18 protein-coding genes are annotated in these 22,822 nt (G+C 71.0%); 12 read left to right on the top strand and 6 right to left on the bottom strand.

The window, feature by feature from the left end; translation table 11 throughout:
* Positions 1-46 precede the first annotated feature (46 nt).
* Complete coding sequence (locus tag ACWEOH_RS07705; RefSeq protein ID WP_452029726.1) at positions 47-679, top strand: TetR/AcrR family transcriptional regulator; 633 nt, start codon at positions 47-49, stop codon at positions 677-679.
* Positions 680-816: 137 nt separating this feature from the next.
* Here the strand turns inward: ACWEOH_RS07705 and ACWEOH_RS07700 are convergent, their stop codons facing one another.
* Positions 817-3,615, bottom strand: a complete 2,799-nt coding sequence (locus ACWEOH_RS07700) for an immune inhibitor A domain-containing protein (protein ID WP_452029724.1) — start codon at positions 3,613-3,615, stop codon at positions 817-819.
* Between the two features lie 374 nt (positions 3,616-3,989).
* On the opposite strand from ACWEOH_RS07700, the gene ACWEOH_RS07695 reads away from it, so the two are divergent.
* Together ACWEOH_RS07695 and ACWEOH_RS07690 are read left to right on the top strand one after the other, a co-directional pair.
* On the top strand, positions 3,990-4,853 hold the full coding sequence (locus ACWEOH_RS07695) for an alpha/beta hydrolase (protein ID WP_452029722.1): 864 nt from the start codon (positions 3,990-3,992) through the stop codon (positions 4,851-4,853).
* 103 nt (positions 4,854-4,956) lie between these two features.
* Positions 4,957-5,367, top strand: a complete 411-nt coding sequence (locus ACWEOH_RS07690) for a hypothetical protein (protein ID WP_452029721.1) — start codon at positions 4,957-4,959, stop codon at positions 5,365-5,367.
* Positions 5,368-5,413: 46 nt separating this feature from the next.
* Here the strand turns inward: ACWEOH_RS07690 and ACWEOH_RS07685 are convergent, their stop codons facing one another.
* The 3 genes from ACWEOH_RS07685 to ACWEOH_RS07675 form a co-directional block, all read right to left on the bottom strand.
* On the bottom strand, positions 5,414-6,100 hold the full coding sequence (locus ACWEOH_RS07685) for an HAD hydrolase-like protein (protein WP_338014681.1): 687 nt from the start codon (positions 6,098-6,100) through the stop codon (positions 5,414-5,416).
* A 135-nt stretch (positions 6,101-6,235) separates the two neighbouring features.
* Positions 6,236-6,931, bottom strand: coding sequence for an endonuclease NucS (gene nucS / locus ACWEOH_RS07680; protein WP_452029719.1), 696 nt, complete (start codon positions 6,929-6,931; stop codon positions 6,236-6,238).
* Positions 6,932-7,092: 161 nt separating this feature from the next.
* Entirely contained in the window at positions 7,093-8,505 is a 1,413-nt protein-coding gene (locus tag ACWEOH_RS07675; protein ID WP_452029717.1) for an MFS transporter, read from the bottom strand.
* Positions 8,506-9,029: 524 nt separating this feature from the next.
* On the opposite strand from ACWEOH_RS07675, the gene tdh reads away from it, so the two are divergent.
* The 4 genes from tdh (at position 9,030) to ACWEOH_RS07655 (ending at position 12,951) form a co-directional block, all read left to right on the top strand.
* A complete protein-coding gene (tdh, locus tag ACWEOH_RS07670) occupies positions 9,030-10,073 on the top strand; it encodes an L-threonine 3-dehydrogenase (RefSeq protein WP_452029715.1) in 1,044 nt (347 codons plus the stop codon).
* 2 nt (positions 10,074-10,075) lie between these two features.
* Positions 10,076-11,269 (top strand): glycine C-acetyltransferase, encoded by a 1,194-nt coding sequence (locus ACWEOH_RS07665; protein WP_452029713.1) that lies wholly within the window; start codon positions 10,076-10,078, stop codon positions 11,267-11,269.
* 65 nt (positions 11,270-11,334) lie between these two features.
* Complete coding sequence (locus ACWEOH_RS07660; protein ID WP_452029711.1) at positions 11,335-11,766, top strand: SRPBCC family protein; 432 nt, start codon at positions 11,335-11,337, stop codon at positions 11,764-11,766.
* A gap of 117 nt (positions 11,767-11,883) precedes the next feature.
* The gene (locus tag ACWEOH_RS07655; protein ID WP_452029709.1) at positions 11,884-12,951 is read left to right on the top strand and encodes a LacI family DNA-binding transcriptional regulator; all 1,068 of its coding nucleotides are present in this window, start codon (positions 11,884-11,886) and stop codon (positions 12,949-12,951) included.
* A gap of 253 nt (positions 12,952-13,204) precedes the next feature.
* On the opposite strand, the gene ACWEOH_RS07650 is transcribed toward ACWEOH_RS07655, so the two are convergent.
* Complete coding sequence (locus tag ACWEOH_RS07650) at positions 13,205-14,554, bottom strand: MATE family efflux transporter (RefSeq protein ID WP_452029707.1); 1,350 nt, start codon at positions 14,552-14,554, stop codon at positions 13,205-13,207.
* A 259-nt stretch (positions 14,555-14,813) separates the two neighbouring features.
* Here ACWEOH_RS07650 and ACWEOH_RS07645 point away from each other — a divergent pair, with 259 nt between their 5' ends.
* Entirely contained in the window at positions 14,814-16,568 is a 1,755-nt protein-coding gene (locus ACWEOH_RS07645) for an LVIVD repeat-containing protein (RefSeq protein WP_452029706.1), read from the top strand.
* Positions 16,569-16,699: 131 nt separating this feature from the next.
* On the opposite strand, the gene ACWEOH_RS07640 is transcribed toward ACWEOH_RS07645, so the two are convergent.
* Entirely contained in the window at positions 16,700-17,347 is a 648-nt protein-coding gene (locus ACWEOH_RS07640; RefSeq protein WP_452029704.1) for a DUF305 domain-containing protein, read from the bottom strand.
* A gap of 219 nt (positions 17,348-17,566) precedes the next feature.
* Between ACWEOH_RS07640 and ACWEOH_RS07635 the strand changes: the two genes are divergently transcribed.
* The 4 genes from ACWEOH_RS07635 (at position 17,567) to ACWEOH_RS07620 (ending at position 22,711) form a co-directional block, all read left to right on the top strand.
* Positions 17,567-18,943 carry a TrkH family potassium uptake protein gene (locus ACWEOH_RS07635; protein ID WP_452029702.1) on the top strand — a complete coding sequence of 459 codons (1,377 nt, stop codon included), beginning with the start codon at positions 17,567-17,569 and terminating at the stop codon, positions 18,941-18,943.
* Positions 18,936-19,637, top strand: coding sequence for a potassium channel family protein (locus ACWEOH_RS07630; protein WP_452029701.1), 702 nt, complete (start codon positions 18,936-18,938; stop codon positions 19,635-19,637). The genes ACWEOH_RS07635 and ACWEOH_RS07630 overlap by 8 nt, the downstream gene beginning before the upstream one ends.
* 99 nt (positions 19,638-19,736) lie before the next feature.
* Positions 19,737-21,707 carry a M13 family metallopeptidase gene (locus tag ACWEOH_RS07625; protein ID WP_452029699.1) on the top strand — a complete coding sequence of 657 codons (1,971 nt, stop codon included), beginning with the start codon at positions 19,737-19,739 and terminating at the stop codon, positions 21,705-21,707.
* Positions 21,708-21,802: 95 nt separating this feature from the next.
* Positions 21,803-22,711, top strand: a complete 909-nt coding sequence (locus tag ACWEOH_RS07620) for a serine hydrolase (RefSeq protein WP_148732928.1) — start codon at positions 21,803-21,805, stop codon at positions 22,709-22,711.
* Positions 22,712-22,822: the final 111 nt, after the last annotated feature.

Genomic DNA, 22,822 nt, shown 5'->3' with positions numbered 1-22,822 from the left:
CCCGCCGTGGCGAGCGGGTACGGTGGGGAGGACCTCGAGGAGCACCATGAGACCCGGACCCCGGCGCAGCATCAGCCAGGCCGACATCGTCGACGCCGCGTTCGAGCTCCTCGAGCGGAAGGGCATGCCGGCGGTGTCGGTGCGCGGCGTCGCCGCCTCCCTCGGGCTCACGCCCACCGCGATGTACACGTACTTCCCGTCGAAGAACGCGCTGCTGCGCGCGATGGTCGAGCAGCTGCTGTCGACGATCGACCTCGCCGCGGCATCCGATGCCGACATCGCCTGGCGCGACCGGGTGCACGCGCTCGCCGGAGCCCTGCTCGACCGACTCGCCGAGCACTCGGGCTCGCTCGTGCTCGTCACGAGCGGACCGCTCGACGGCGCGCACGCGCTCGGCCTCAACGAGGCGCTCATCGCGGGCTTCACCGGCGAGGGGATGTCGCACGCCGAGGCCGCCCGTGCGGCCGTCGCCGTGCGCGCCTACGTGCTCGGCGCCGCCGCGCTCGACGCCGCGGAGCGCGCGGGCCGCGAGGCGTCGAAGGGCGACACGGCGCCCGAGGCCCTGTGGTCGGATGCCGCGGCGTTCCCGCTCACCGAGGCGACGACGGATGCCGCAGGCGACGGGTTCGCGTGGGGACTCGACCGCCTGCTCGACGGGTTCGAGCGCCGCGCCGCCTGAGGCCGCGCGAGCGGACGTCCGGACGCCGGACGTTCGGTCGCCGTCCTCGCGTCCTGGCGTCCACCCGCTGACGCCCCGGGAACGCGGCGAGGCGCCGACCCCGAAGGGCCGACGCCTCGCCGGTGCATCCGGTCAGCTCACTCCGCGCTGGGCGGGGTGATGCTGATGAGTGCGGCGCGGTTGTCGTCCAGGGACTTCATGACCTGGATGACGGTGCCGTAGCCGACACCCGAGTCCGCCGGGTTGCCCGAGCCGAACGGTCCCAGCCCGATGTCGAGGCCGTCGTACGCCGGCAGGCGGTTGCCCTGCAGGTCGTACAGCGGCGTCGTGTACTGCGCGTTGCCGACCGACGGGACGACCGTCGAGGCGTCGCGGTCACGGTAGAACAGCGCACCGTCGGACTCGCGCAGTGCGAATCCGGGCACCCAGCCCTGGTCGTCGGTGAAGGTGCTCACCGGGTCCTGGGCTGCGATGTCGGTGCAGTACTCGTTCAGCGCCGCGTCCGTGAAGCACTCCGTGAAGGGGTACGTCTTGGTCAGGCCGAACGCCGCGTTCGACGACTGCGCACGCGAGGGCATCACGTTGAGCGTCGACGGGTCGGCGGCGGCCGCCGCGCCCGTGCGCTGCAGCGGGTCGAAGTGGCTGTCGACGATGAGCAGGCCGCCCTTGGCGCCGTAGCTCGGCAGGGCCGTCTCGTTGGCCGTGATCTGGTTCGAGCTGCCGTAGGTGGTGTCGCGGTACCAGACCAGCGCGCCGGGCGCGTTGTAGGCGAGCTTCTCGACCTTCCACGCGTCGACGCTGTACACCGAGTTGTAGGCGTACTTCAGGCCGGCGTCGAAGCCGTCGAGGTTGCGCCACTCGACCAGGTAGTACTGCGCCTTGATCGAGGTGCCCGTGTCGATGCGCCAGCCGGGGCCGGTCGTCGTCGTGAACGACGCGACCTCGGCCTTCCAGCCGTTGTCACCGCTCTCGACGTCGTCGCTCCAGACGGTGGTGGCGCCGCTCGTCAGCGAGAAGTCGTCGCTGAACCAGCCGCGGTCCTGGTAGGCCGCGTCCGTCGCGAGGCGCAGGCGGAGCTGGACGTCCTGGCCGGCGTAGGCCGAGAGGTCGACGTACTGGTGCGCCCAGCCGTGCGAGTCGCCCGTGAGGCCGTACTTCTTGTTGCCGTAGTCCGCCATGCGACCGTTCGGGTCGGCGTAGCCGTCGGGCGTGGAGGCCTCGGTGCCGTCTTCGGCGCGCACCTTCAGCTCGGTCCAGTCGGCACCGCCGTTGGTCGAGACCTCGACGAAGCCGTAGTCCCAGTCCGCCTCGATGACGAAGTTGTTCCACATCCAGAACTTGGCGTCAGCCGGCACGTTCGTGATCGAGCGGCCCAGGCGCAGGTCGGCCCAGTCCTGGTCGGCGCCGGTGTACCACATGTTCTCGCCGCTGTGCGGCTCGGCCAGGGTCACCACCTTGTCGGGCAGGTTGACCTTGACGCCGTCCTGCGTGCCCTTCTTGGGGCGCGACGTCTGGCCGACCTTGACGGTGGTGGGCTCGTCGCCCGGGTTCACCTCGACCGGGTCGACCCAGCCGAGCACCCACTTGTCCCAGAGGCCCATGTGCGTCGGCATCGACTGGAAGATCGGGCCCGAGTGCGAACCCGAGCTCATGAGGTCCCAGAAGTCGACGTCGGAGCTCGCCGCGTTCGACGTGTCGTACAGGTCGGGGAGGCCGAGGTCGTGGCCGTACTCGTGCGCGAACACGCCGACGCCCGAGTCCTCGGGCTGCACGATGTAGTTCGACAGCTTCAGGTTCGTGCCGGGGATGTCGGCGCCGCCGGCGACGGCCGACGAGTGCGCCCAGACGGCGTACGTGCCCTGGGCGCCGCCGCCGCCCGACTTGTCCTCACCGGCGTGCACGAGCACGACGTGGTCGATCACGCCGTCGGGCTCGAGCAGGTTGCCGTCGTCGTCGCGGTCGCCCTGGTCCTCGATGTCGTAGTCGGCCCACGGGAAGTCGGGCTGCGCGGCCGCGAGGGCTGCGACCGCGTCGATCGGCAGCTGGCCGGGGCCGAGCGGGTTGTCGGGGTGGCCCTGCATGTCCTGGATCGCGCCGGCCTGGTACTGGCCCTGCTCGTTCTTGAAGCAGAGGCTCGCGCCGTAGTACGCCTCGGAGTGCGGGACGGTCACCCACGGGGTGGCCGAGCCGTGCACGGTGTAGGCGCCGCGCGACATCTCCTCGTACATGTTCTTCATGGTGTAGCCCGAGATGTCGAAGCCGGGCTTGCCGTCGGGACCCTCGAGGTCGGTGCGCACGCGCTCCGTGATGCCCTCGTCGGTGAAGAGCATCTTGTTGTAGTGCTCGGAGGAGAAGTCGGGCACCCACATCGAGTTGTTGTCGTCGAGGTCGTAGCTCGCCGGGTCGGGGATGTTGTTGTGGAGCGGGCCGTTCTGCACGTCACCGGGCTTGCACTGCGTGGAGCCGAACGCGGTCGGCACGTAGCTGTCGGTGAAGTCGTCGTTCGCGTCGTCGTCGAACTCCACGAGGATCGTGAGGAGCTTCGCCTCCTGCGTCGTCTTCGACTGCTTCAGCTGCTGCTGCTTGAGCTGCTTCGGGCTCTGGCCCGTCTCGACCGACTCCGCCTCGAGCTTCGCGAGCCCGTCGGCCGCGATCGGGTTGCCCTGGCCGAACTTGCGGTCCAGCGCATCCGCCTTCTCGATGGCGGCCTGCGTCGTGTCGGCGCCCAGCGCGGATGCCCCGCCCGAGATCGACCCTGCGACGGCCTCCTGATCCGCGCCGAAGGCCTCCTCGGCACGCGGCGCGACGTAGTTCATGTAGTACTCGTCGTCGCCGATCACCGGCGCGGAGACGTGCGATGGCGCGGCGTTCGCCGTGGTCGTGCCCAGGGTCGCCAGACCGGCGGCCGCGAGCGCGAGCACGGGGATCGTCGCCACCGCACGCCTGCGCGCGCGAGTGGTGTTTCCGAACATGCTTCTCCCTCCAGGTGCCCGGGGGATGACCCTCGGAGCACGAAACAACGTCCGCCGGGTAGACGGACGTAAGCGGCATCCTGCACTGCCACGACGCCCTATGGAAGGGCTTTCCGAAATCTGTGGATGACGTGCGCAGCTCCGTTGCGCCAAGCCGCACGAAATCGTCGGTTCACCCCCGAAGGGGGCACGGATTCGCACTACGCGAGGGGTCCTCACAGACGGATGCCGAGATGTGAACACCGTGTGACAGACGTCGGCGCGTGCTGGCCGATGTCGCCGGGCGGACGTACCCTGAGCCGGTGCCGCAGGCGCGGCCGGCGGGTGAGGAGGCGGCGATGAGCGACGTGACGGGATCGACCCTGGCGGACTGGGAGCTGGCAGAGGTCGAGCGCGCCAACGCCTCCGATCTCACGCCCGTCGTGTTCGTGCACGGACTCTGGCTGCTGTCGAGCAGCTGGCGGCCGTGGCGCGACCTGTTCGAGGACAACGGCTTCATCACGCTCGCGCCGGGCTGGCCCGACGACCCGGCCACCGTCGCAGAGGCGCGCGACCACCCCGAGGTGTTCGCCCGCAAGATGGTGCAGCAGGTCACCGACCACTACCTCGACGCCATCTCCCGGCTCGACCAGGCGCCCGTCGTGATCGGCCACTCCTTCGGCGGGCTCATCGCCCAGAAGATCGCGGGCGAAGGCGCCGCCGCCGCGACCATCGCGATCGACAACGCGCCCTTCAAGGGCGTGCTGCCGCTGCCCGCGTCGTCGCTCAAGTCGGCGGCGCCCGTGCTGTCCAACCCCGCGAACGCGAAGCGCGGCGTGGCGCTCACGTTCGAGCAGTTCCAGTACGGCTGGGCGAACGCGCTCGACGACGAGGAGGCTCGGCACCTCTACGACACGTTCCACGTGCCGGCCGCCGGGGCGCCGCTGTTCCAGGCCGCGTTCGCGAACTTCAACCCGTTCGGCGGCGAGACCTCGGTCGACTCGAAGAATCCCGAGCGCGGCCCCATGCTCATCATCGCCGGCGAGGAGGACCACACCGTCGCGCCCGCGATCTCGCACGCGAGCTACCGGATCCAGTCGAGGAACCCCGGCACGACCGAGGAGATCGTCATGCCGAGCCGAGGGCACTCGCTCACGATCGACTCCGGCTGGCGCGCGGTCGCCGACGAGGCGCTGGCGTTCGTGCAGCGGTTCATCCAGTAGCGGCGAGGCGTCGCGGCGCGTCGCGTCGCAGCCCGTGCCGGGCGTCGCGCGAGCGTACGATCGGTCGCGGGGGTGGTGCGCGATGTCGGGAATCGGGAGTTCGATGCCGCGGGGCCGCGTGGCGGCATCCGTCGCGGTGATGCTCATGGTGGCCCTGGGCGGCTTCGGGCTGACGGGTTGCACGTCGTCGGGCGGCTCGAGCGACGGGGACTCGTCGGCGCTGCCCCCGGTGATCATCGACCTCGGCGACGTCGACGGCACGACCGTCGAGGTGCCCGAGGGCGGGTCGATCGACCTGACGGGCGACGACGAGACCTACACCGACTGGACGGCGGACATCGCCGACCCGGCGGTGGTGGAGTTCGTGCCCGGTCGCGACGACGGGAGCGCGCAGTTCAATCCGGGCCTGACGGCCGAATCGGTCGGGACCACCGAGGTGACGCTGGACAACAGCGAGAGCGGCGAGTCCGTCACGTTCACCGTCGAGGTCGTGCCGAAGTCCGACGGGTCCTGACGCCTCGGCCGCGCGCCGGCTGCTCGAGTCAGTCGACCCGCAAGGGTCAGCCGAGCAGCAGGTTGCGCAGCTGGTCGGTGGAGTGCACGACGGCGATCGTGTCGGCCGCCTCGGCCGGGGAGCCGTAGCCCCACTCGACGAGGATCGTCGGCACGCCGTTCGCCGCGGCGCCGAGCGTGTCGTAGCCGCGGTCGCCGATCATGACCGCGTTCGAGGTGTCGATGCCCTTGGCCTGCAGGCGGCGGAGCGCCTCGCGCACGACGTCGGCCTTCGTGCTCAGCTCCTCGTCGTCGCTCGCGCCCGTGATCTCGGTGAAGTACTGCGAGAGGCCGGCGTGGTCGAGCACCTGGCGGGCCATCGACTCGGGCTTCGAGGTCGCGAGGGCGATGGGGATGCCGGCGGCGTGGAGCCGCTCGAGCAGGCCGGCGACGCCGGGGAAGACGGGGGAGCGCAGGAAGTGCTCGCCGTAGTGGTCGCGATAGACGTTCAGGGCCTCCCACGCCTCGGCGTCGTCGAAGCCGGCGGTGAGGCGCAGGCTGTCGAGCAGCGGCGGACCGACGTACGAGCGCAGCACGTCGTCGGACGGGACGTCGAGTCCGAGCGAGCTGAACATGTGCGCGAGCGACGCCGTGATGTCGGCGGCCGAGTCGACGATCGTGCCGTCGAGGTCGAACAGCACCGTCGACCAGGTGCGCGTCGGCGCCAGGGTCTGGGTGGGCATCGTGGAAGTCACCGTGTCATCCTACGGTGGCAAAGCTTGAGCGATTCTCAGGTACCGAAGGTCGTTCGGCGATCGTGATGCATGCAACCGCATGGGATCCGCGTGTTTCCGCGCCTCGGCGCGACCCTGCGAATCCGCTGAAACGACTCAGAACAGCCTGGCGTGGCCGCTGTCGATGCCGCGCATGGCGTCGTAGTCGAGCACGACGCAGCGGATGCCCCGGTCTTCGGCGAGCGTGCGCGCCTGGGGCTTGATCTCCTGCGCGGCGAACACGCCGCTGACGGGCGCGAGCCGCGGGTCGCGGTTCATGAGCTCGAGGTAGCGGGTGAGCTGCTCGACGCCGTCGATGTCGCCGCGGCGCTTGAGCTCGACGGCGACCGAGCCGCCCGAGGCATCCGTCGCGAGGATGTCGACCGGGCCGATCGCGGTCATGTACTCGCGGCGCACGAGCCGGTGGCCCTCGCCGAGGAGCTCGATCTGCTCGGCGAGGAGCTGCTGCAGGTGGGCCTCGACGCCGTCCTTCTGCAGGCCGGGGTCGATGCCGAGCTCGTGCGCCGAGTCGTGCAGCACCTCGTGGATCGAGACGACGAGCTGATCGGCGGTCTTCTTGTGCGTGACCTTCCAGACCTCGACGATGCCGGCCGCCTGCTGCTCCTCGTCGGGCGCCGCCGCTTCGAGGGTGCACGGCGGGCTCATCCAGTTGAGCGGCTTGTAGCTGCCGCCGTCGGAGTGGACGAGCAGGCTGCCGTCGCCCTTCACCATGAGCAGTCGCGTCGCGAGCGGCAGGTGGGCGGAGAGCCGCCCCGCATAGTCGACGGAGCAGCGGGCGATGACGAGGCGCACCTGTCGAGTGTACGGCGGGCCGCCGACGGCAGGCGTGCCGAGTGCGGGTCGGCAGGGTGATTGCCGGCAAGCGTCTCGTTCCCAGGTCTGCCGGGGGACGCTTCGCGACGCCGGCGCGTCGTGAGCGCTGGGGCTGCCGCCTCTCGAGTCCTGCCGCGTCGCTACGCGCCGCGCCGGGACTCGCGCGCCCGAGGCCCCGACTGCTCGCGCGCGGCGGGCGCCGCGATGCCGGCGAGCACCATGAGTCCGAGCAGCACGAGCAGCGCGTTGAGGAGGCCGAAGTGCTCGCCGAGGAAGCCGAGGAACGGCGGGCCGGCGAGGAACGCGCAGTAGCCGATGATCGCCACCGCGCTCACGCGCGATGCCGCGAGCCGGCGGTCGGGCACGTCGGCGGCGGCGGACATGCCGACCGGGAAGCCGAGCGAGCAGCCGATGCCCCAGAGCACGGTGCCGACGATGAGCATCCAGGGCTCGCTGCTGAAGATGAAGAGCGAGAGGCCGATGACGCCGATCGCGGCGAGGGCCTGCAGCATTCGCACGCGCCCGAAGCGGTCGATGAGCGGGCCGCCGACGATGCGGGCGCCCGTGATGGCGATCGTGAAGACCGTGAACACGGCCGCGCCGATCGTCGCGTCGTAGCCGTGCCCGTCGACGACCGCGAGCGCCAGCCAGTCGTTGGCGCCGCCCTCGGCGAACGACATGCCGAGCATGACGACGCCGATGAGGAGCAGCCGCACGTCGGCCCACACGGCGAGGCTCTCGCGAAGGCGCTGCGTCCAGGGCGCGCGCGGCGCATCGTCGTGCGGGTCGTCGCCGAGCTCCTCGCGCACGGGCACGTAGCGCACCGCGACGACGACGCCGCCCGCGATGAGCAGCGCGATCACGCCGAGGTGCACGGCCACCGAGATGGCGAGGGCGGATGCCACGGCGGCGAGTCCGGCGCCGGCGACCGTTCCGAAGCTGAAGAACGCGTGCATGAGCGGCATCAGCGTCTTGCCGATCTCACGCTCGGCCTCGGCGCCCTCGACGTTCATCATCACGTCGACCGCGCCGTTGCCGAAGCCGAACAGGAAGAGCCCGATGACCACGAGCGGGACGGACGGCAGGAGCGAGCCGCCGACGCCGACCGACACGAGCCCGACCGACACGGTCACGAGCACGCCGATCATGCCGGCGCGCGCGCCGACGCGCGCCATCAGCCACGGGGCGGCGATGAGGCCGAGCACGGCGCCGATGGATCCGCCCATGATGACGAGGCCGACGCCCTGCGTGCTGAGCTCGGTGTAGTCGCGCACCGCGGGGAGCCGGGCGACCCAGCTCGCCATGCTGAGGCCCGAGAGGAAGAAGACCGCGAAGACCGCGTTGCGCCAGGCGGTGAGCCCGCGGCGCGGGCGACCGGCGTCGCCGCCGTCGGCCGAGCTGCGGGTGCCCTCGGTGGCGGCGGTGCCGGCGGTGCCGGCGGTGCCGTCGGTCGAGCCGTCGCCGGGGCGCACGGAGGCGCGCTCGTCGTCGGCGGGCACGGATGCCTCAGGGCGCTCGGCCAGCACGGATTCGTCGTCACGGTGTTGCGACATCACTGCCTCGTCGTCGAAGGGGCGGCCTCGTCGGGCCGGATGCGGGAAGGAGTCCGATCAGTCTAGTCGAATCGATTCGATTTTCCAATGACGAATTGCACTCGGATTTGAGCGGTCGCGACGCGGGTCGCACGGGGGATGCCGCGAGTCGCCCCGAACGCGCGACCCACCCACGTCACCGCGACGAAACGGGGTGACTCGGCGCTGCGACGCCGCGCGCACGCGCGTCGAGTCACGAGTTCCGGTCGCTTGGCATCGAGCCGGGCGACCACTTCTCGTGAGTCGGTGTGTATCGGATGCCGCGAACGCGCGCCGCGGCATCCGTGGGCCGACCACCGCGCCCCCGCGCCCCCCGCCCCCACGCCCCACGACCCCGCCGCCCCGCGCCCCACGACCCCCCGCGCGTCATCCGCCCGCGGCCGCGATTACGATGAACGGGTCACCTCGACGTGCGTCGTGACCCTCGGCGCACGAGCCCGGCGTCGGCCCACCCCGCAGGCGCCCGTACGAAGAAGGCATCGCCGATGAAGGCCCTGTACAAGCCCGCGCCCGCAGCGGGACTCGAACTCGTCGACCGACCCGAGCCCGAGACCGGGCCCGAGGAGGTCAAGATCCGGGTGCTCCGCACGGGCATCTGCGGCACCGATCTGCACATCGAGCAGTGGGACGACTGGGCCGCATCCGAGATCCAGGCGCCGCTGATCCCGGGCCACGAGTTCTACGGCGAGGTCGTCGAGGTCGGCGAGCTCGTGCACGACGTCGCCGTCGGCGACCGCGTCTCGGGCGAGGGCCACATCGTGTGCGGCACATGCCGCAACTGCCGCGCGGGTCGCCGCCAGATGTGCATCCGCACGAAGGGGCTCGGGCTGCACCGCGACGGCGCGTTCGCCGAGCTCGTCGTCATCCCCGCCGAGAACGTCTGGGTGCACCACGCCGACGTCGAGCCCGAGGTCGGCGCGATCTTCGACCCGTTCGGCAACGCCGTGCACACCGCGCTCGCGTTCTCGGTCGTCGGCGAGGACGTGCTCGTCACCGGCTGCGGCCCCATCGGACTCATGTCGATCGCGGTGGCTCGGCACGTCGGCGCCCGGTTCATCGTCGCGAGCGACGTGAGCCCGGCGCGCCTCGAGCTGGCACTCGCGATGGGGGCGGATGCCGCGGTGGACGTCTCGCGCGAACGGATCCGCGACGTGCAGCCGCGCCTCGGCATGCGCGAAGGCTTCGACGTGGGCTTCGAGATGTCGGGATCGGCGAAGGCGCTGCCCGAGATGATCGAGAACATGAACCACGGCGGACGCATCGCACTGCTCGGCCTGCCGAGCGAGCCCTACGCGATCGACTGGGGCAAGGTCGTGACCCACATGCTCACGCTCAAGGGCATCTACGGCCGCGAGATGTTCGAGACGTGGAACTCCATGAGCGCGATGCTGCAGACGAGCGCCGAGTTGCGTTCGCGCGTGGCATCCATCATCAGCGACCGCTACCCGGCGCGCGAGTGGCGGGCGGCGTTCGACGCGGCCGCGTCCGGCGGCGTCGGCAAGGTCATCCTCGACTGGACGGAGGTCTGAGCGTGTACGGATCGGTGAAGGAGCAGCTGCGGGCGGAGCTCGACGAGATCGAGGCCGCCGGGCTCACGAAGCGCGAGCGCGGCATCCACGGACCGCAGTCCTCGGAGATCGAGGTGGCCGGCCGCGACGTGCTGAACTTCTGCGCGAACAACTACCTCGGTCTCGCGAACGACCCGCGCATCAAGGAGGCCGCGCACCGCGGGCTCGACGAGTGGGGCTACGGGCTCGCCAGCGTCCGGTTCATCTGCGGCACGCAGGAGCTGCACCTCGAGCTCGAGCGCAAGGTCTCGGACTTCCTCGGCTACGACGACACGATCCTCTTCTCGTCGTGCTTCGACGCGAACGGCGGCGTCTTCGAAGTGCTCTTCGGGCCCGATGACGCGATCATCTCCGACGAGCTCAACCACGCGTCGATCATCGACGGCATCCGCCTGTCGAAGGCGCAGCGCTTCCGATACCGCAACCGCGACATGGCCGACCTCGAGGCGAAGCTGCAGGAGGCGTCGGGCGCCCGCCGCCGCGTGATCGTCACCGACGGCGTGTTCTCGATGGACGGCTACATCGCGCCGCTCCAGGAGATCTGCGACCTCGCCGAGAAGCACGACGCGCTCGTGTTCGTCGACGACTCCCACGCCGTCGGGTTCGTCGGCGACAACGGCCGGGGGACGCCCGAGTACTGCGGCGTCGAGGGCCGGGTCGACATCACGACCGGCACGTTCGGCAAGGCGCTCGGCGGGGCATCCGGCGGCTACGTCGCGGCCCGCCAGGAGATCGTCGACCTGCTGCGCCAGCGGGCGCGGCCCTACCTCTTCTCGAACACGCTCGCGCCCGCGATCGTGTCGGGCACGCTGCAGGCGATCGACCTGCTCGAGTCGTCGGGCGAGCTGCGCGAGCGGCTGAAGGCGAACGCGGCGCTGTTCCGGTCGCTGATGACGGATGCGGGCTTCGACCTGCTGCCCGGCGAGCACCCCATCGTGCCGGTCATGTTCGGCGACGCCGCGCTCACCGCCCGCATCGCCGACGCGCTGCAGCAGCGCGGGGTGTACGTGACGGCGTTCAGCTTCCCGGTGGTGCCCCGCGGTCTCGCGCGCATCCGCGTGCAGCTCTCGGCGGCGCACTCCGAGGAGGAGATCCGCCGCTGCGTCGAGGCGTTCGCGGGCGCACGCGACGAGGTGATGGCCACGTCCACGTCGTGACGAGATGACGGATGCCGCGGCGCGACGCTGCGGCATCCGATGGGGCCGACCGAAGGGAGCCGACCATGGCGGAGGGATTCGTCGCGACGTCGACGATCACGATCGACGCGCCGCGCGAGCGGGCCTGGGCGGTGCTCACCGACCCAGATGCCACGCGCGAGTTCATGTTCGGGACCGACCTCGAGACCGACTGGACGGTCGGCGGGCCGATCCGCTGGCACGGGGTCTGGGAGGGCCGGCCGTACTCGGATCACGGCGTGATCCTCGAGTTCGAGCCCGGACGGCGACTCGTGAATACGCACTTCAGCCCGCTGAGCGGCGACGCCGACGTTCCCGAGAACCACCACACGCTCACGTGGACGCTCGAGGACGCCGACGGCGGGACGCGGCTGACGCTCGAACAGGACGGCAACCGCACGACCGAGGCGCGCGACCACGCCCAGGGCATGTGGGATTCGGCGCTCGCGAAGATCAGGGAGCTGGCCGAGCGCGACTGAGCCGGCGGTTCGACTCCGGCGCGCCCGGGCTGCGCCTCCCAGCCGGCATCGAATCGATTCGGCCTACAATCAGGGACGAAGGCCGGTTCCGCCGGCCGCCGAGGAGCGACCAGACCCATGACCGAGACCGCAACGCGTCCCACCCTCGCCGACGTCGCGGCGAAGGCCGGCGTCTCCGCGTCGACCGCGTCGCTCGCCTTCAGCGGCTCCGGCCCGGTGTCGGATGCCACGAAGGAGCGCGTGCTCGCCGCCGCCGCCGAGCTCGGCTACGCCGGCCCCGACCCGCGGGCGCGCTCGTTGCGCCGCGGGCGCTCGGGCATCGTCGGCGTCGTGCTCGAGGAGCGCGTGCGCGCGGCGTTCCTCGACCCCGTGAAGATCCAGATGCTCGACGGCATCACCGAGGGCATCGCGCCGCTCGGCGCCGGCCTGCTCCTGCTCACCGACACGGGCGAGGCGGGCGGCAACGCGGTCGGCATCGAGTCCGCCCCCGTCGACGCCGTCGTGCTCGTCGGCTGCAGCCCGCGCCTCGAGCACTCCGTCGACGCGCTGCGACGCCGCGGCATCCCCGCGGTCGCCATCGAGGGCGACCCCGGCGAGGACGTGCCGCAGATCTCCATCGACAACCGCGCGGCCACGCGTCGCGGCGCCGAGCACCTGCGTCAGCTCGGGCACACGGATGTCGCGCTCGTCACGCTCCCGTTCGACGCCGCCCGCACGCGGGGCCCGCTCACCGCCGCGCTCGTCGATTCGAGCACGGCCGACACCGCGACGGAGCGGCTCATCGGCGCGCGCGAGGTGTTCCCCGACGCGACGGGCCGCGTCGCCGCGGCGAGCTCGATCGAGGAGGGCCTCGAGGCCGGACGCGCCCTGCTCGCCGATCCTTCGCATCGTCCGACGGCGATCCTCGCGCAGAGCGATCTGCTCGCCGCGGGGGTGATCTGGGCGGCCGAGGAGCTCGGCATCGCGGTGCCCGCCGAGCTCAGCGTGGTGGGCTTCGACGGCATCCGGGTCGACGGCCTGCAGCACGACCTCACGACGCTCGTGCAGCCGTCGGTCGCGAAGGGCCGCGCCGCGGGCGAGGCCATCGTGCGCCTCCTCGACGGCGAGCCCGGCCAGCCCGCCGAGTCGGTGCAGTTCACGAGCACGCTCCACGTCGGGAGCACGACGGCCCCGCCGCGCGCCTGAACGCCGCGCTCCTCGCGCCTGAACCCGCGCCGCAAGCGCGCCTGAACGCCGCGCTCCGCACGCGTGGGCGCCGGCGTCGATCGCGCACTCGCCGGCACGCGTGCGCTCCACACCCGCGGGCGCCGGCGTCGATCGCGCCACTCGCCGGCACGCGTTCGCATGAGATTCGGCCCGATGGGTCCCGATACGGACCCATGACCCGGATTCTCATGCATTTCCGCCGCCCTCGTGTTCGAGCGCGAGCATGGCGCCCTCAGGCGGTCGCCCCCACCACCATCCAGCGCGTCCCCCGCGCCCGCAGCGACAGCGTCACCGCTCGCGCGGCGAGGTAGCCGATCGCGAACGACGCCGTGAGCCAGGCGAGGGATGCCGCGCCCGGGAGGCCCGCGGCATCCGCCCACCAGACGGTGCCGAGCGCCAGGGGCACGAACACCGCGAGGTTCACCAGGCCGGTCCAGGCGAGGTAGCGGGCGTCGCCCGCGCCGATGAGGACGCCGTCGAGCACGAAGACGAGTCCGCCGAGGGGCGCCGACAGCCCGAGCACCACGAGCGACGGCGGCAGCAGCGCCGCGACCTCGGGCGACGAGGTGAACAGCGCGGGCAGCACCCACGCCGTCGCGACCACGACCCCGCCGAGCACGACGCCCGACCAGACACCCCACTCCACGCAGCGGCGCAGCACCGCGCGCACGTGCTCGACGTCGCCCGAGCCGAGGCCCCTGCCGATGAGCGCCTGCGCGGCGATCGCGAGCGCGTCGAGCGCGAACCCGAGGGTGAAGTAGATCGTGATCGCCACCTGGTAGGCCGCGAGCTCGTCGGACCCGAATGAGGTCGCCGCCCACGTCGCGAGCAGCAGCGCCACGCGCAGGCTCGCCGTGCGCAGGAACAGCCAGCCGCCCGACACGGCCCCGCGCAGCACGCCCGCGTGATGCGGCCACGGGCTCGCGCCCACCCGGCCGACATGTCGCGCGATGACCACGAGGTACACCGCGACCATGCCCCACTGGGCGACGACCGTGCCGATGGCCGACCCCGCGATGCCCCACCCGAACCCGTAGATGAAGAGGGCGTTGAGCGCGATGTTCGCGGTGAAGCCGATGCCGGCGACCCAGAGCGGCGTGCGCGTGTCCTGCAGGCCGCGCAGCAGGCCGGTGGCCGCGAACACGACGAGCATGGCCGGCAGTCCGGCCATCGAGATCGAGAGGTACGCGGATGCCGCGGCCGTGACCTCGGCGGACGCCCCGAACACCCCGACGAGCCACGGCGTCGCCGCCCAGCCGACGAGCGCGAGCACGGCACCCAACCCGAGCGCGAGCCACAGCCCGTCGATGCCGGATGCCACCGCGCCGCGCTCGTCGCCTGCGCCGAGACGGCGGGCCACCGACGGCGTCGTCGCGTAGGCCAGGAACACCATCAGCCCGATGATCGTCTGCAGCACGGCGCTCGCGAGCCCGAGGCCGGCGAGCGGGGTCGCGCCGAGGTGCCCGACCATCGCCGTGTCGGCCAGGAGGAACAGCGGCTCGGCGATCAGGGCGCCGAGCGCGGGCACGGCGAGGCGCAGGATGTCGCGGTCGACGGCGCGGCGAGTGAGGGTGGTGCTCATGTGCTCCCGAGCCTATGCGGCGCCCCTGACAAGCCGATCATCCGAAAACGGATGCATTGGAACCGCTTTCCTCGGTACGTTGGTCCGAGGTCGGCCTTCGGGCCGGCGAGCGGCACGAGGAAGTGCCGCCGCTCGTCGGAGGGCATCGATCGCTGCGAGACAGATTCGAGAAGCACGAGAAGAGAGGGCATCACCGATGAGAACCTCATCAACACCCGTCCGATGGCGCAGGAGAGCGCTCGCGGCAGTCGGAGCGCTGGTGCTCGGCACGTCGCTGTTCGCCGCCACGAGCGCGAGCGCCGAAGAGGACGACCCGCGCGAAGGCCTTGCGCCGGGGTACCACGACGCGGGCGAGGCCGTGAGCAACATCGAGTGGCTCGCGAAGCTGCCTCGCGTCGCCCCGTTCGACGCGGCTCCCGGCAACTTCGGGTTCGTGAACTCCGACCTGGCGTTCACGGGCGACAACGCCATCGTCGGCAACTTCAACGGCTTCCAGGTCTATGACATCTCGGATCCCGGCGAGCCGACGCTGCAGTCGTCGTTCGTGTGCCCCGGCGGCCAGGGCGACGTGTCCGTCTACGGCGACCTGCTGTTCATGTCGGTCGAGGAGACGCGCGGCCGCGTCGACTGCACCTCCGCCCCGATCACGAACCCGGTGACCGAGCGCTTCCGCGGCGTGCGCATCTTCGACATCAGCGACATCGACAACCCGGTGCAGCTGCCGGGCGTGCAGACGTGCCGCGGCTCGCACACGCACACGCTCGTGACCGACCCCGACGACCCGAACAACATCTACATCTACAACTCGGGCACGTCGTCCGTCCGGTCGCCGCTGGAGCTCGCGGGCTGCGAGAACGCCAACACGAACACGCAGACCCCCGTCACCACGGGCAACCCCACGCAGTGGCGCATCGACGTCATCAAGGTGCCGCTCGCGGCGCCGCAGACGGCGGCGATCGTGAGCCAGCCGCGCATCTTCACCGACCCGGCGACGGGCGCGTTCAACGGCCTGCAGAACACGCCGACCGGCACGCTGCACCCGAGCGGGACGGCGTACAGCCCGCTGCCGAACACCAACACGTGCCATGACGTGACGGCGTTCCCCGAGATCGGGCTCCTCGCGGGCGCGTGCCAGGGCAACGGCATCCTCGTCGACATCACCGACCCGGTGAACCCGGTGCGCCTCGACGCGGTCGCCGACCCGAACTTCTCGTACTGGCACTCGGCGACGTTCAACAACGACGGCACGAAGGTCATCTTCACCGACGAGTGGGGCGGCGGCACGTCGGCCCGCTGCCGCGTGACCGACAAGCCCGAGTGGGGCGCCAACGCGCTGTTCGACATCGTCGACGGCAAGATGGAGTTCCAGAGCTACTACAAGCTCCCGGCCGTGCAGACGATCCAGGAGAACTGCGTGGCGCACAACGGCTCGATCGTGCCGGTGCCCGGACGCGACATCATGGTGCAGGCGTGGTACCAGGGCGGCCTCTCGGTGATCGACTTCACCGACACGGCCAACCCCGTGGAGATCGCCTACGCCGATCGCGGTCCGATCAACACGCCGAACCCGGTACCGGGTACGTCGATCAACCTCGGCGGGTTCTGGTCGACGTACTGGTACAACGGCAACGTGCTCGGCAGCGAGATCGCGCGAGGCTTCGAGAGCCTGGCGTTCACGCCGAGCGCGATGATGTCGGCCAACGAGATCACGGCTGCGGGGGAGATCCAGCTCGACGAGTTCAACGCGCAGCTGCAGTCGAAGCTCGTGCACGACCCGAGCTACGCGGTCGTGCGGTCGTTCGTCGACCAGGCCGAGCGTAGCGGCGACCTGAGCGGCAACGCGCTCAAGCAGGTGCGCAAGTCGATCGACCAGGCCGAGAAGCTCTCGGCCGGCGGGTCGGCGAGCGCCAACGCGGTCGCCACGCACCTCGGCAACGCGAGTCGCACCTCGGGCCTGCCCGCCGACTCCAACCTCGTGCAGGCGCTGGAGGCGCTCGCCGAGGCGGGGAGTTGACGAGCGGATCCGTCTGATCGGATGAGGGGAGGCCGGGCTTCGTGCCCGGCCTCCCTTTCGTATGCCTGGCCCGTTCTCACCCCGGGCCGGGTCGAGCGCGTCGGGTCGTCAGTGCGACGATCGGCTCGGACTCAGGACGTGCGCTCCGCGAGCATCTCCTGCATGCGGGCGATCTCGATGCCCTGGTCGCCTTCGACGTGGGCCGCGAACTGCCCGACGCCCGGCTCCTGGCCGCCGCCCGCCTGGTAGAGGTCCTGCACCATCTGCAGGGCGCCCTGGTGGTGCTGGATCATGTACTCGAGGAACAGCAGGTCGAACGCGTCGCCCTTCGCCGCCTGGAGCTCCGCGAGCTGCTCCTCGGTGAGCATGCCCGGCATCTCGTGCCCGCCGTCGTGCCCGTCGTGTCCGTTCTCGCGAAGCGGCTGTGCGCGGTCCTGGAGCCACTGCGCCATCTGGTCAATCTCGTCCTCCTGGCTCACCTCCATGCGCTCGGCGAGCAGGCGGATGTCGCGGTCGTCCGTTCGTGCCTTCACGTAACCGGTCATCACGAGGGCCTGGGAGTGGTGGTCGATCATGTCGAGCATGAACGTCACGTCGGCGTCGACGTGTTCGGGCACTCCCAGCTCCCCGATCTCGTCGGGCGAGAGCGTGCGGTTCGGCTCGCCGGGCGCGCCCAGCTGCACGACCGGATCGGTGGAGGCGGGCTCGCCGCCCACCGTGCACGCCGTCAGGCCGAGCGCCAGCACGACCGCCGTCGCAAGCCCCAGAGACCGCCCCATCGCCGTCATCCCGCTCCTCGCCCTCGATTCGACCGACCGCGGCGAGCATCGGTGTCGACGTACCCGCGGCGGTGCAGATGACCTCCAGTCAAGCCGATGTCGGCCCAGAAGTCGAAGCCGAGGCAACCGCATACCGGAGCGAGCCGTCGACCGGTCCGTCGAACCACCCCGACGGCGCATCTGCTGCCGAACGTCCGCTCGCGGGCGTATGGTGTGCCCGTGGCCACCCGCAAGCCGGGCGACGAAGGCCCGGCCGAGCAACTGCGCCGTCGATTCCGACTGCATCCGGCGCAGGTGGTGGTCGTCGGGTTCATGGCCGCCATCACCGCGGGCACGCTGCTCCTGCTGCTGCCGGGGATGACGGCGCCCGGCCGCTCGACGAGCTTCGTCGACGCGCTGTTCACCGCGGCATCCGCCGTGACGACCACGGGGCTCAACACGGTCGACACCGCGACGCACTGGACCTTCCTCGGCCAGCTCACCATCATCGTGATGACCCAGCTCGGCGGACTCGGCATCCTCGTGTCGGCCGCGCTCGTCGGCGTGCTGCTGGCGCGCCGGCTCTCGCTGCGCACGCGCCTGAACGCCGCGGGCGAGTTCCGCGCCGAGGGGTTCACGGACCTGCGCCGGCTCGTGCGCGCCGTCATCGGCATCACCCTGCTCATCGAGGCGGTCGTCGCCGCGCTGCTGTTCCTCCGCTTCGTCACCTATTACGGCTGGGACCCGGGCAGGGCCGTCTGGAACGCGGTGTTCACGTCGATCTCGGCGTTCACGAACCTCGGCTTCACGCTGCAGTCCGACAGCATGATGGGCTTCGTCGGCGACCCCTTCGTGTGCCTTCCGGTCTGCGCCGCGGTCATCCTCGGCGGACTCGGTTTCCCGGTCATCGTGCAGCTCTGGAAGGACTGGCGGCATCCGCTGCGCTGGAGCATGAACACGAACCTCGTGATCGTGGGCACGATCCTGCTGCTCGCCGGCGGCTGGGCCTACCTCACGGCCGTGGAGTGGTCGAATCCCGGCACCCTCGGCCCGCTCGATCCGGCGACGAAGCTGCTCGCCGGGTTCTTCGCGTCCGTGATGACCCGCTCCGCCGGGTTCAACACCGTCGACATCGCGGCCATGAGCAGCGAGAGCTGGTTCGCGACCGACGTGCTGATGTTCATCGGCACCGGGCCCGCGAGCGTCGGCGGCGGCATCCGCATCACCACCTTCCTCGTGCTGTTCTTCGTCATGCTCGCCGAGTTCCGCGGCGAGGCCCAGGTGAACATCTTCGGCAAGCGGCTGTCGCGGGCGGTGCACCGCCAGGCGATCACGGTGGTGCTCGTCGCCGTCGCCGCCGTCGTCGGGCCGACGCTCCTGCTGCTCCAGATCACCGAATCCTCGCTGGACCGGATCCTGTTCGAGGTGATCTCGGCCTTCAGCACGACCGGGATGTCCACGGGCATCACGCCGGAGTTGCCCGATCCCGCCAAGGTCGTGCTCGTGGTGCTCATGCTCCTCGGCCGCGTCGGACCGCTCACCCTCGGCAGCGCGCTCATCCTGCGCGACCGCCGCATCCTGTACGAGTTCCCGAGAGAGAGGCCCGTCGTTGGCTAGACGCTCATTGTTCGGCGACCAGGGGTACACGCGTCGAATCGCGGAGGCCGACTCGGTCGCGGTGATCGGGCTCGGCCGGTTCGGCCGATCGCTCGCGCTCGAGCTCATGGCGGGCGGCACCGAGGTGCTCGGCGTCGACATCCGCGAGGACAACGTGCAGAGCCTCAACGGCCAGCTCACCCAGGTGGTGCGCGCCGACCCGACCAAGCCCGAGGTGCTGCGCCAGCTGTCCATCGACCAGTTCGACCGCGTCGTCGTGGCGATCGGCGGCAACCTCGAGGCATCCATCCTCACGTCGTCGGCCCTGCTGGCGATGGGCCTGCCGTCGATCTGGGCGAAGGCCGACAGCGCCGAGCACGCGGTCATCCTCGAGCAGCTCGGCGTGCATCACGTGGTGCAGCCCGAGAGCGACATGGGCCGCAAGGTCGCCCACCTCGTGCGCGGCGCCGCGCTCGACTACATCGAGATCGAGCGCGGGTACGCGATCGTGAAGTCGGCGCCGCCCGAGCGGCTCTGGGGGATCCCGCTCGGCAAGACCGGGCTGCGCAAGGAGTTCGGGGTCACGATCGCGGCGTTCAAGAAGCCCGGCGCCGACTGGACCAACGCCGACGCCGAGACCGTGCTGGGAGCGGACGACACCATCCTCATCGTGGGGCCGACGCGCAAGGCCGAGGGGTTCGCGCAGCTGCGCTGAGCGGGCGGATGCCGCGGGCATCACGCGAGCCTGCGAGTGCGCCGTGAGACGCGCCGTCGGGGCATCCGCTCGGCTCTGGAGCGGGCCTAGGCTGTGGGGATGACGAAGCTCCCCTCAGGCATCGCGAAGGACGAACTCGACGACGAGGTGCGCCCCCAGGACGACCTCTTCCGGCACGTCAACGGCAAGTGGATCGAACGGACCGAGATCCCGGCCGACAAGGCCCGCTACGGCTCGTTCCTCGTGCTGCACGAGGAGGCCGAGAAGGCCGTGCGCGAGATCATCGAGGAGGCGCAGCAGGCCGAGCCGGGCACCGAGGCGCGCAAGGTGGGCGACCTCTACGCGAGCTTCATGAACGAGCAGCGCGCCGACCTGCTCGGCGCCACGCCCATCGCCGCGCAGCTCGTCGAGGTCTCGCTCGTCAACTCGGTCGAGTCGTTCCTCGACACGCTGGGCCGGCTCGAGCGCCAGGGGATCGCCGGGCTCGTGCAGCTCTACGTCGACAACGACCCGGGCGACCCCGAGCGCTACCTCGTGTTCGTCGAGCAGGGCGGCATCGGCCTGCCCGACGAGAGCTACTTCCGCGAGGAGCGCTTCGCCGCGGTGCGCACCGCGTACAGCGCTCACCTCGAGCGCATGTTCGCGCTGGCCAAGCTCCCCGATCCGGCCGACCGCGCGGTGCGCGTCTTCGACCTCGAGACCGACCTCGCGAAGGCGCACTGGAACAACGTCGACACGCGCGACAGCGAGAAGACCTACAACCTCTACGCGTGGGCGGATGCCGCGGCCGCGTCGTCGCTCGACCTGCAGGTGTGGCGCGACGCCATGGGCGTGCCCGAGGGCGCGTTCGCCGAGCTCGTGCTGCGCGAGCCGTCCTTCGTCGAGGCGCTCGGCGGCCTGCTCACCGAGGAGCGCCTCGAGGCGTGGAAGGACTGGCTCGCCTGGCAGGTCATCCGCTCGACGGCCGCCTACCTGTCGAACGACTTCGTCGAGGCGAACTTCGACTTCTACGGCCGCACCCTGACCGGCACCCCGCAGATGCGCGAACGGTGGAAGCGCGGCGTCTCGCTCGTCGAGGGAGCCATGGGCGAGGCGGTCGGCCGCATCTACGTGGAGCGCCACTTCCCGCCGGCGGCGAAGGAGGCCATGGACGACCTCGTCGCCAACCTCGTCGAGGCGTACCGGGAGTCGATCACCGGGCTCGAGTGGATGGGCGACGAGACGCGCGCGAAGGCGCTCGAGAAGCTCGACAAGTTCACGCCGAAGATCGGCTTCCCCGTGAAGTGGCGAGACTACTCGACGCTCGAGATCGTCGCCGACGACCTCGTCGGCAACGTGCGGGCCACGGCGGAGTTCGAGTTCAACCGCGAGCTCGGCAAGATCGGCAAGCCGATCGACCGCGACGAGTGGTTCATGACGCCGCAGACGATCAACGCGTACTACAACCCGGGCTTCAACGAGATCGTGTTCCCGGCGGCGATCCTGCAGTACCCGTTCTTCGACGCCGGCCGCGACGCCGCCGCGAACTACGGCGCGATCGGCGCCGTGATCGGCCACGAGATCGGGCACGGGTTCGACGACCAGGGCTCGAAGTACGACGGCGACGGCCGGCTCACCGACTGGTGGACCTCGGCCGACCGGGCGGCGTTCGAGGACCGCACGAAGGCGCTCATCGCGCAGTACGACGCCCTGAGGCCCGCGCAGCTCGACGGCGAGAACGGCGACGACCACCACGTGAACGGCGCCCTCACCATCGGCGAGAACATCGGCGACCTCGGGGGACTCGCCATCGCCTGGAAGGCGTACGTGCTGTCGCTCGACGGGAAGAAGTCGCCCGCCGTCGACGGCCTCTCGGGCGCCGAGCGGTTCTTCCTCTCGTGGGCGCAGGCCTGGCAGATGAAGGGCCGCGACGAGGAGGTCATCCGCCTCCTCGCGATCGATCCGCACTCGCCGAACGAGTTCCGGTGCAACCAGATCGTGAGGAACATCGACGAGTTCTACACTGGCTTCGGTGTGACTGACGACGACGCCCTCTGGCTCGATCCGGCCGAGCGGGTGACGATCTGGTAGATCGCGCCGAAGAACGATCCGAACCAACCTTCTCGAGCGCGCCGCTGACCGCGGTGGGGGAGCGCCGACCGTCCGAGGAAGAGCGTGCTATCACCGTGGTGACGTCGTCGCAGGGTTCCGAGCGGCGAGCGCGCCACGCGAGCATCCGGAGGGGACGACACCGCACGGACGAGCACAACGAGGACTTCACCCGCGGGTTCAACGCCCTCGGCGAGCTCGCGCTCGCGGGGGTGCAGGTCTCGGCCCGCGCGACCGACCTCGCCACTGGGAAGGTGCTCTTCTCGGTCGACGACCACGTCGTGATGCCCACCGCCTCGATCGGCAAGGTGCTGCTGCTCGTCGAGGTCGCATCGCGGCTCGCGGGCGCCACGGCCGAGGCGTTCACGGTGCTCGACCGGGCCCCGCGCGACGCGGTCGGCGACTCGGGCATCTGGCAGCATATGCAGTCGCCGTCGCTGCCGCTCGCCGACCTCGCCGCACTCATCGGCGCCTCCAGCGACAACCTCGCCACGAACGTGCTCATCCGCCACGTCGGCCTCGAGGCGGTGCGCGCCCGCACCGAGGCGCTCGGCCTGACTCGCACGGCCCTCCTCGACCTCGTGCGCGACCACCGCGGCCCCGACGACGCCCCGCAGCTCTCGATCGGCTCGGCGAAGGAGCTCACCTGGCTCTTCGCGTCGCTCGCCCGGGGCGAGGTCGTGAGCCCCGAGGTGTCGCAGCGCGTGGTCGGCTGGCTGTCGCTCAATGCCGACCTCTCGCTCGTGGCGTCGGCGTTCGGCCTCGACCCGCTCGCGCACCGCATGCCCGACCACGGCGTGCTGCTCATGAACAAGACGGGCACCGACGGCGGCGTGCGCAGCGAGGTCGGCGTGCTGCGCGGCCCGCGTGCCAGCGTCGCGTACGCCGTGTCGATGTACTTCGCCGACACCATGCTCACCTCGCGCCTGGCCGTGCTCGACGGCATGCGCCAGGTCGGCCTCGACCTGCTCGAGTACGTGCACTGAGCGGATGCCGCGGCTCGACGGGACCGAAGTCCCGAGCGCAGTCGCCCCACGGGGGCAGTCTGGGGGCCATCTTCCCGGCGCCTGGCGAGATGGCCGGCCGGGCCGACGACG

This window comes from Agromyces sp. NPDC004153, from assembly GCF_053603635.1.
Note: the sequence above shows the minus strand (reverse complement) of the source record. Positions and strands in the feature narration are given on the sequence as shown.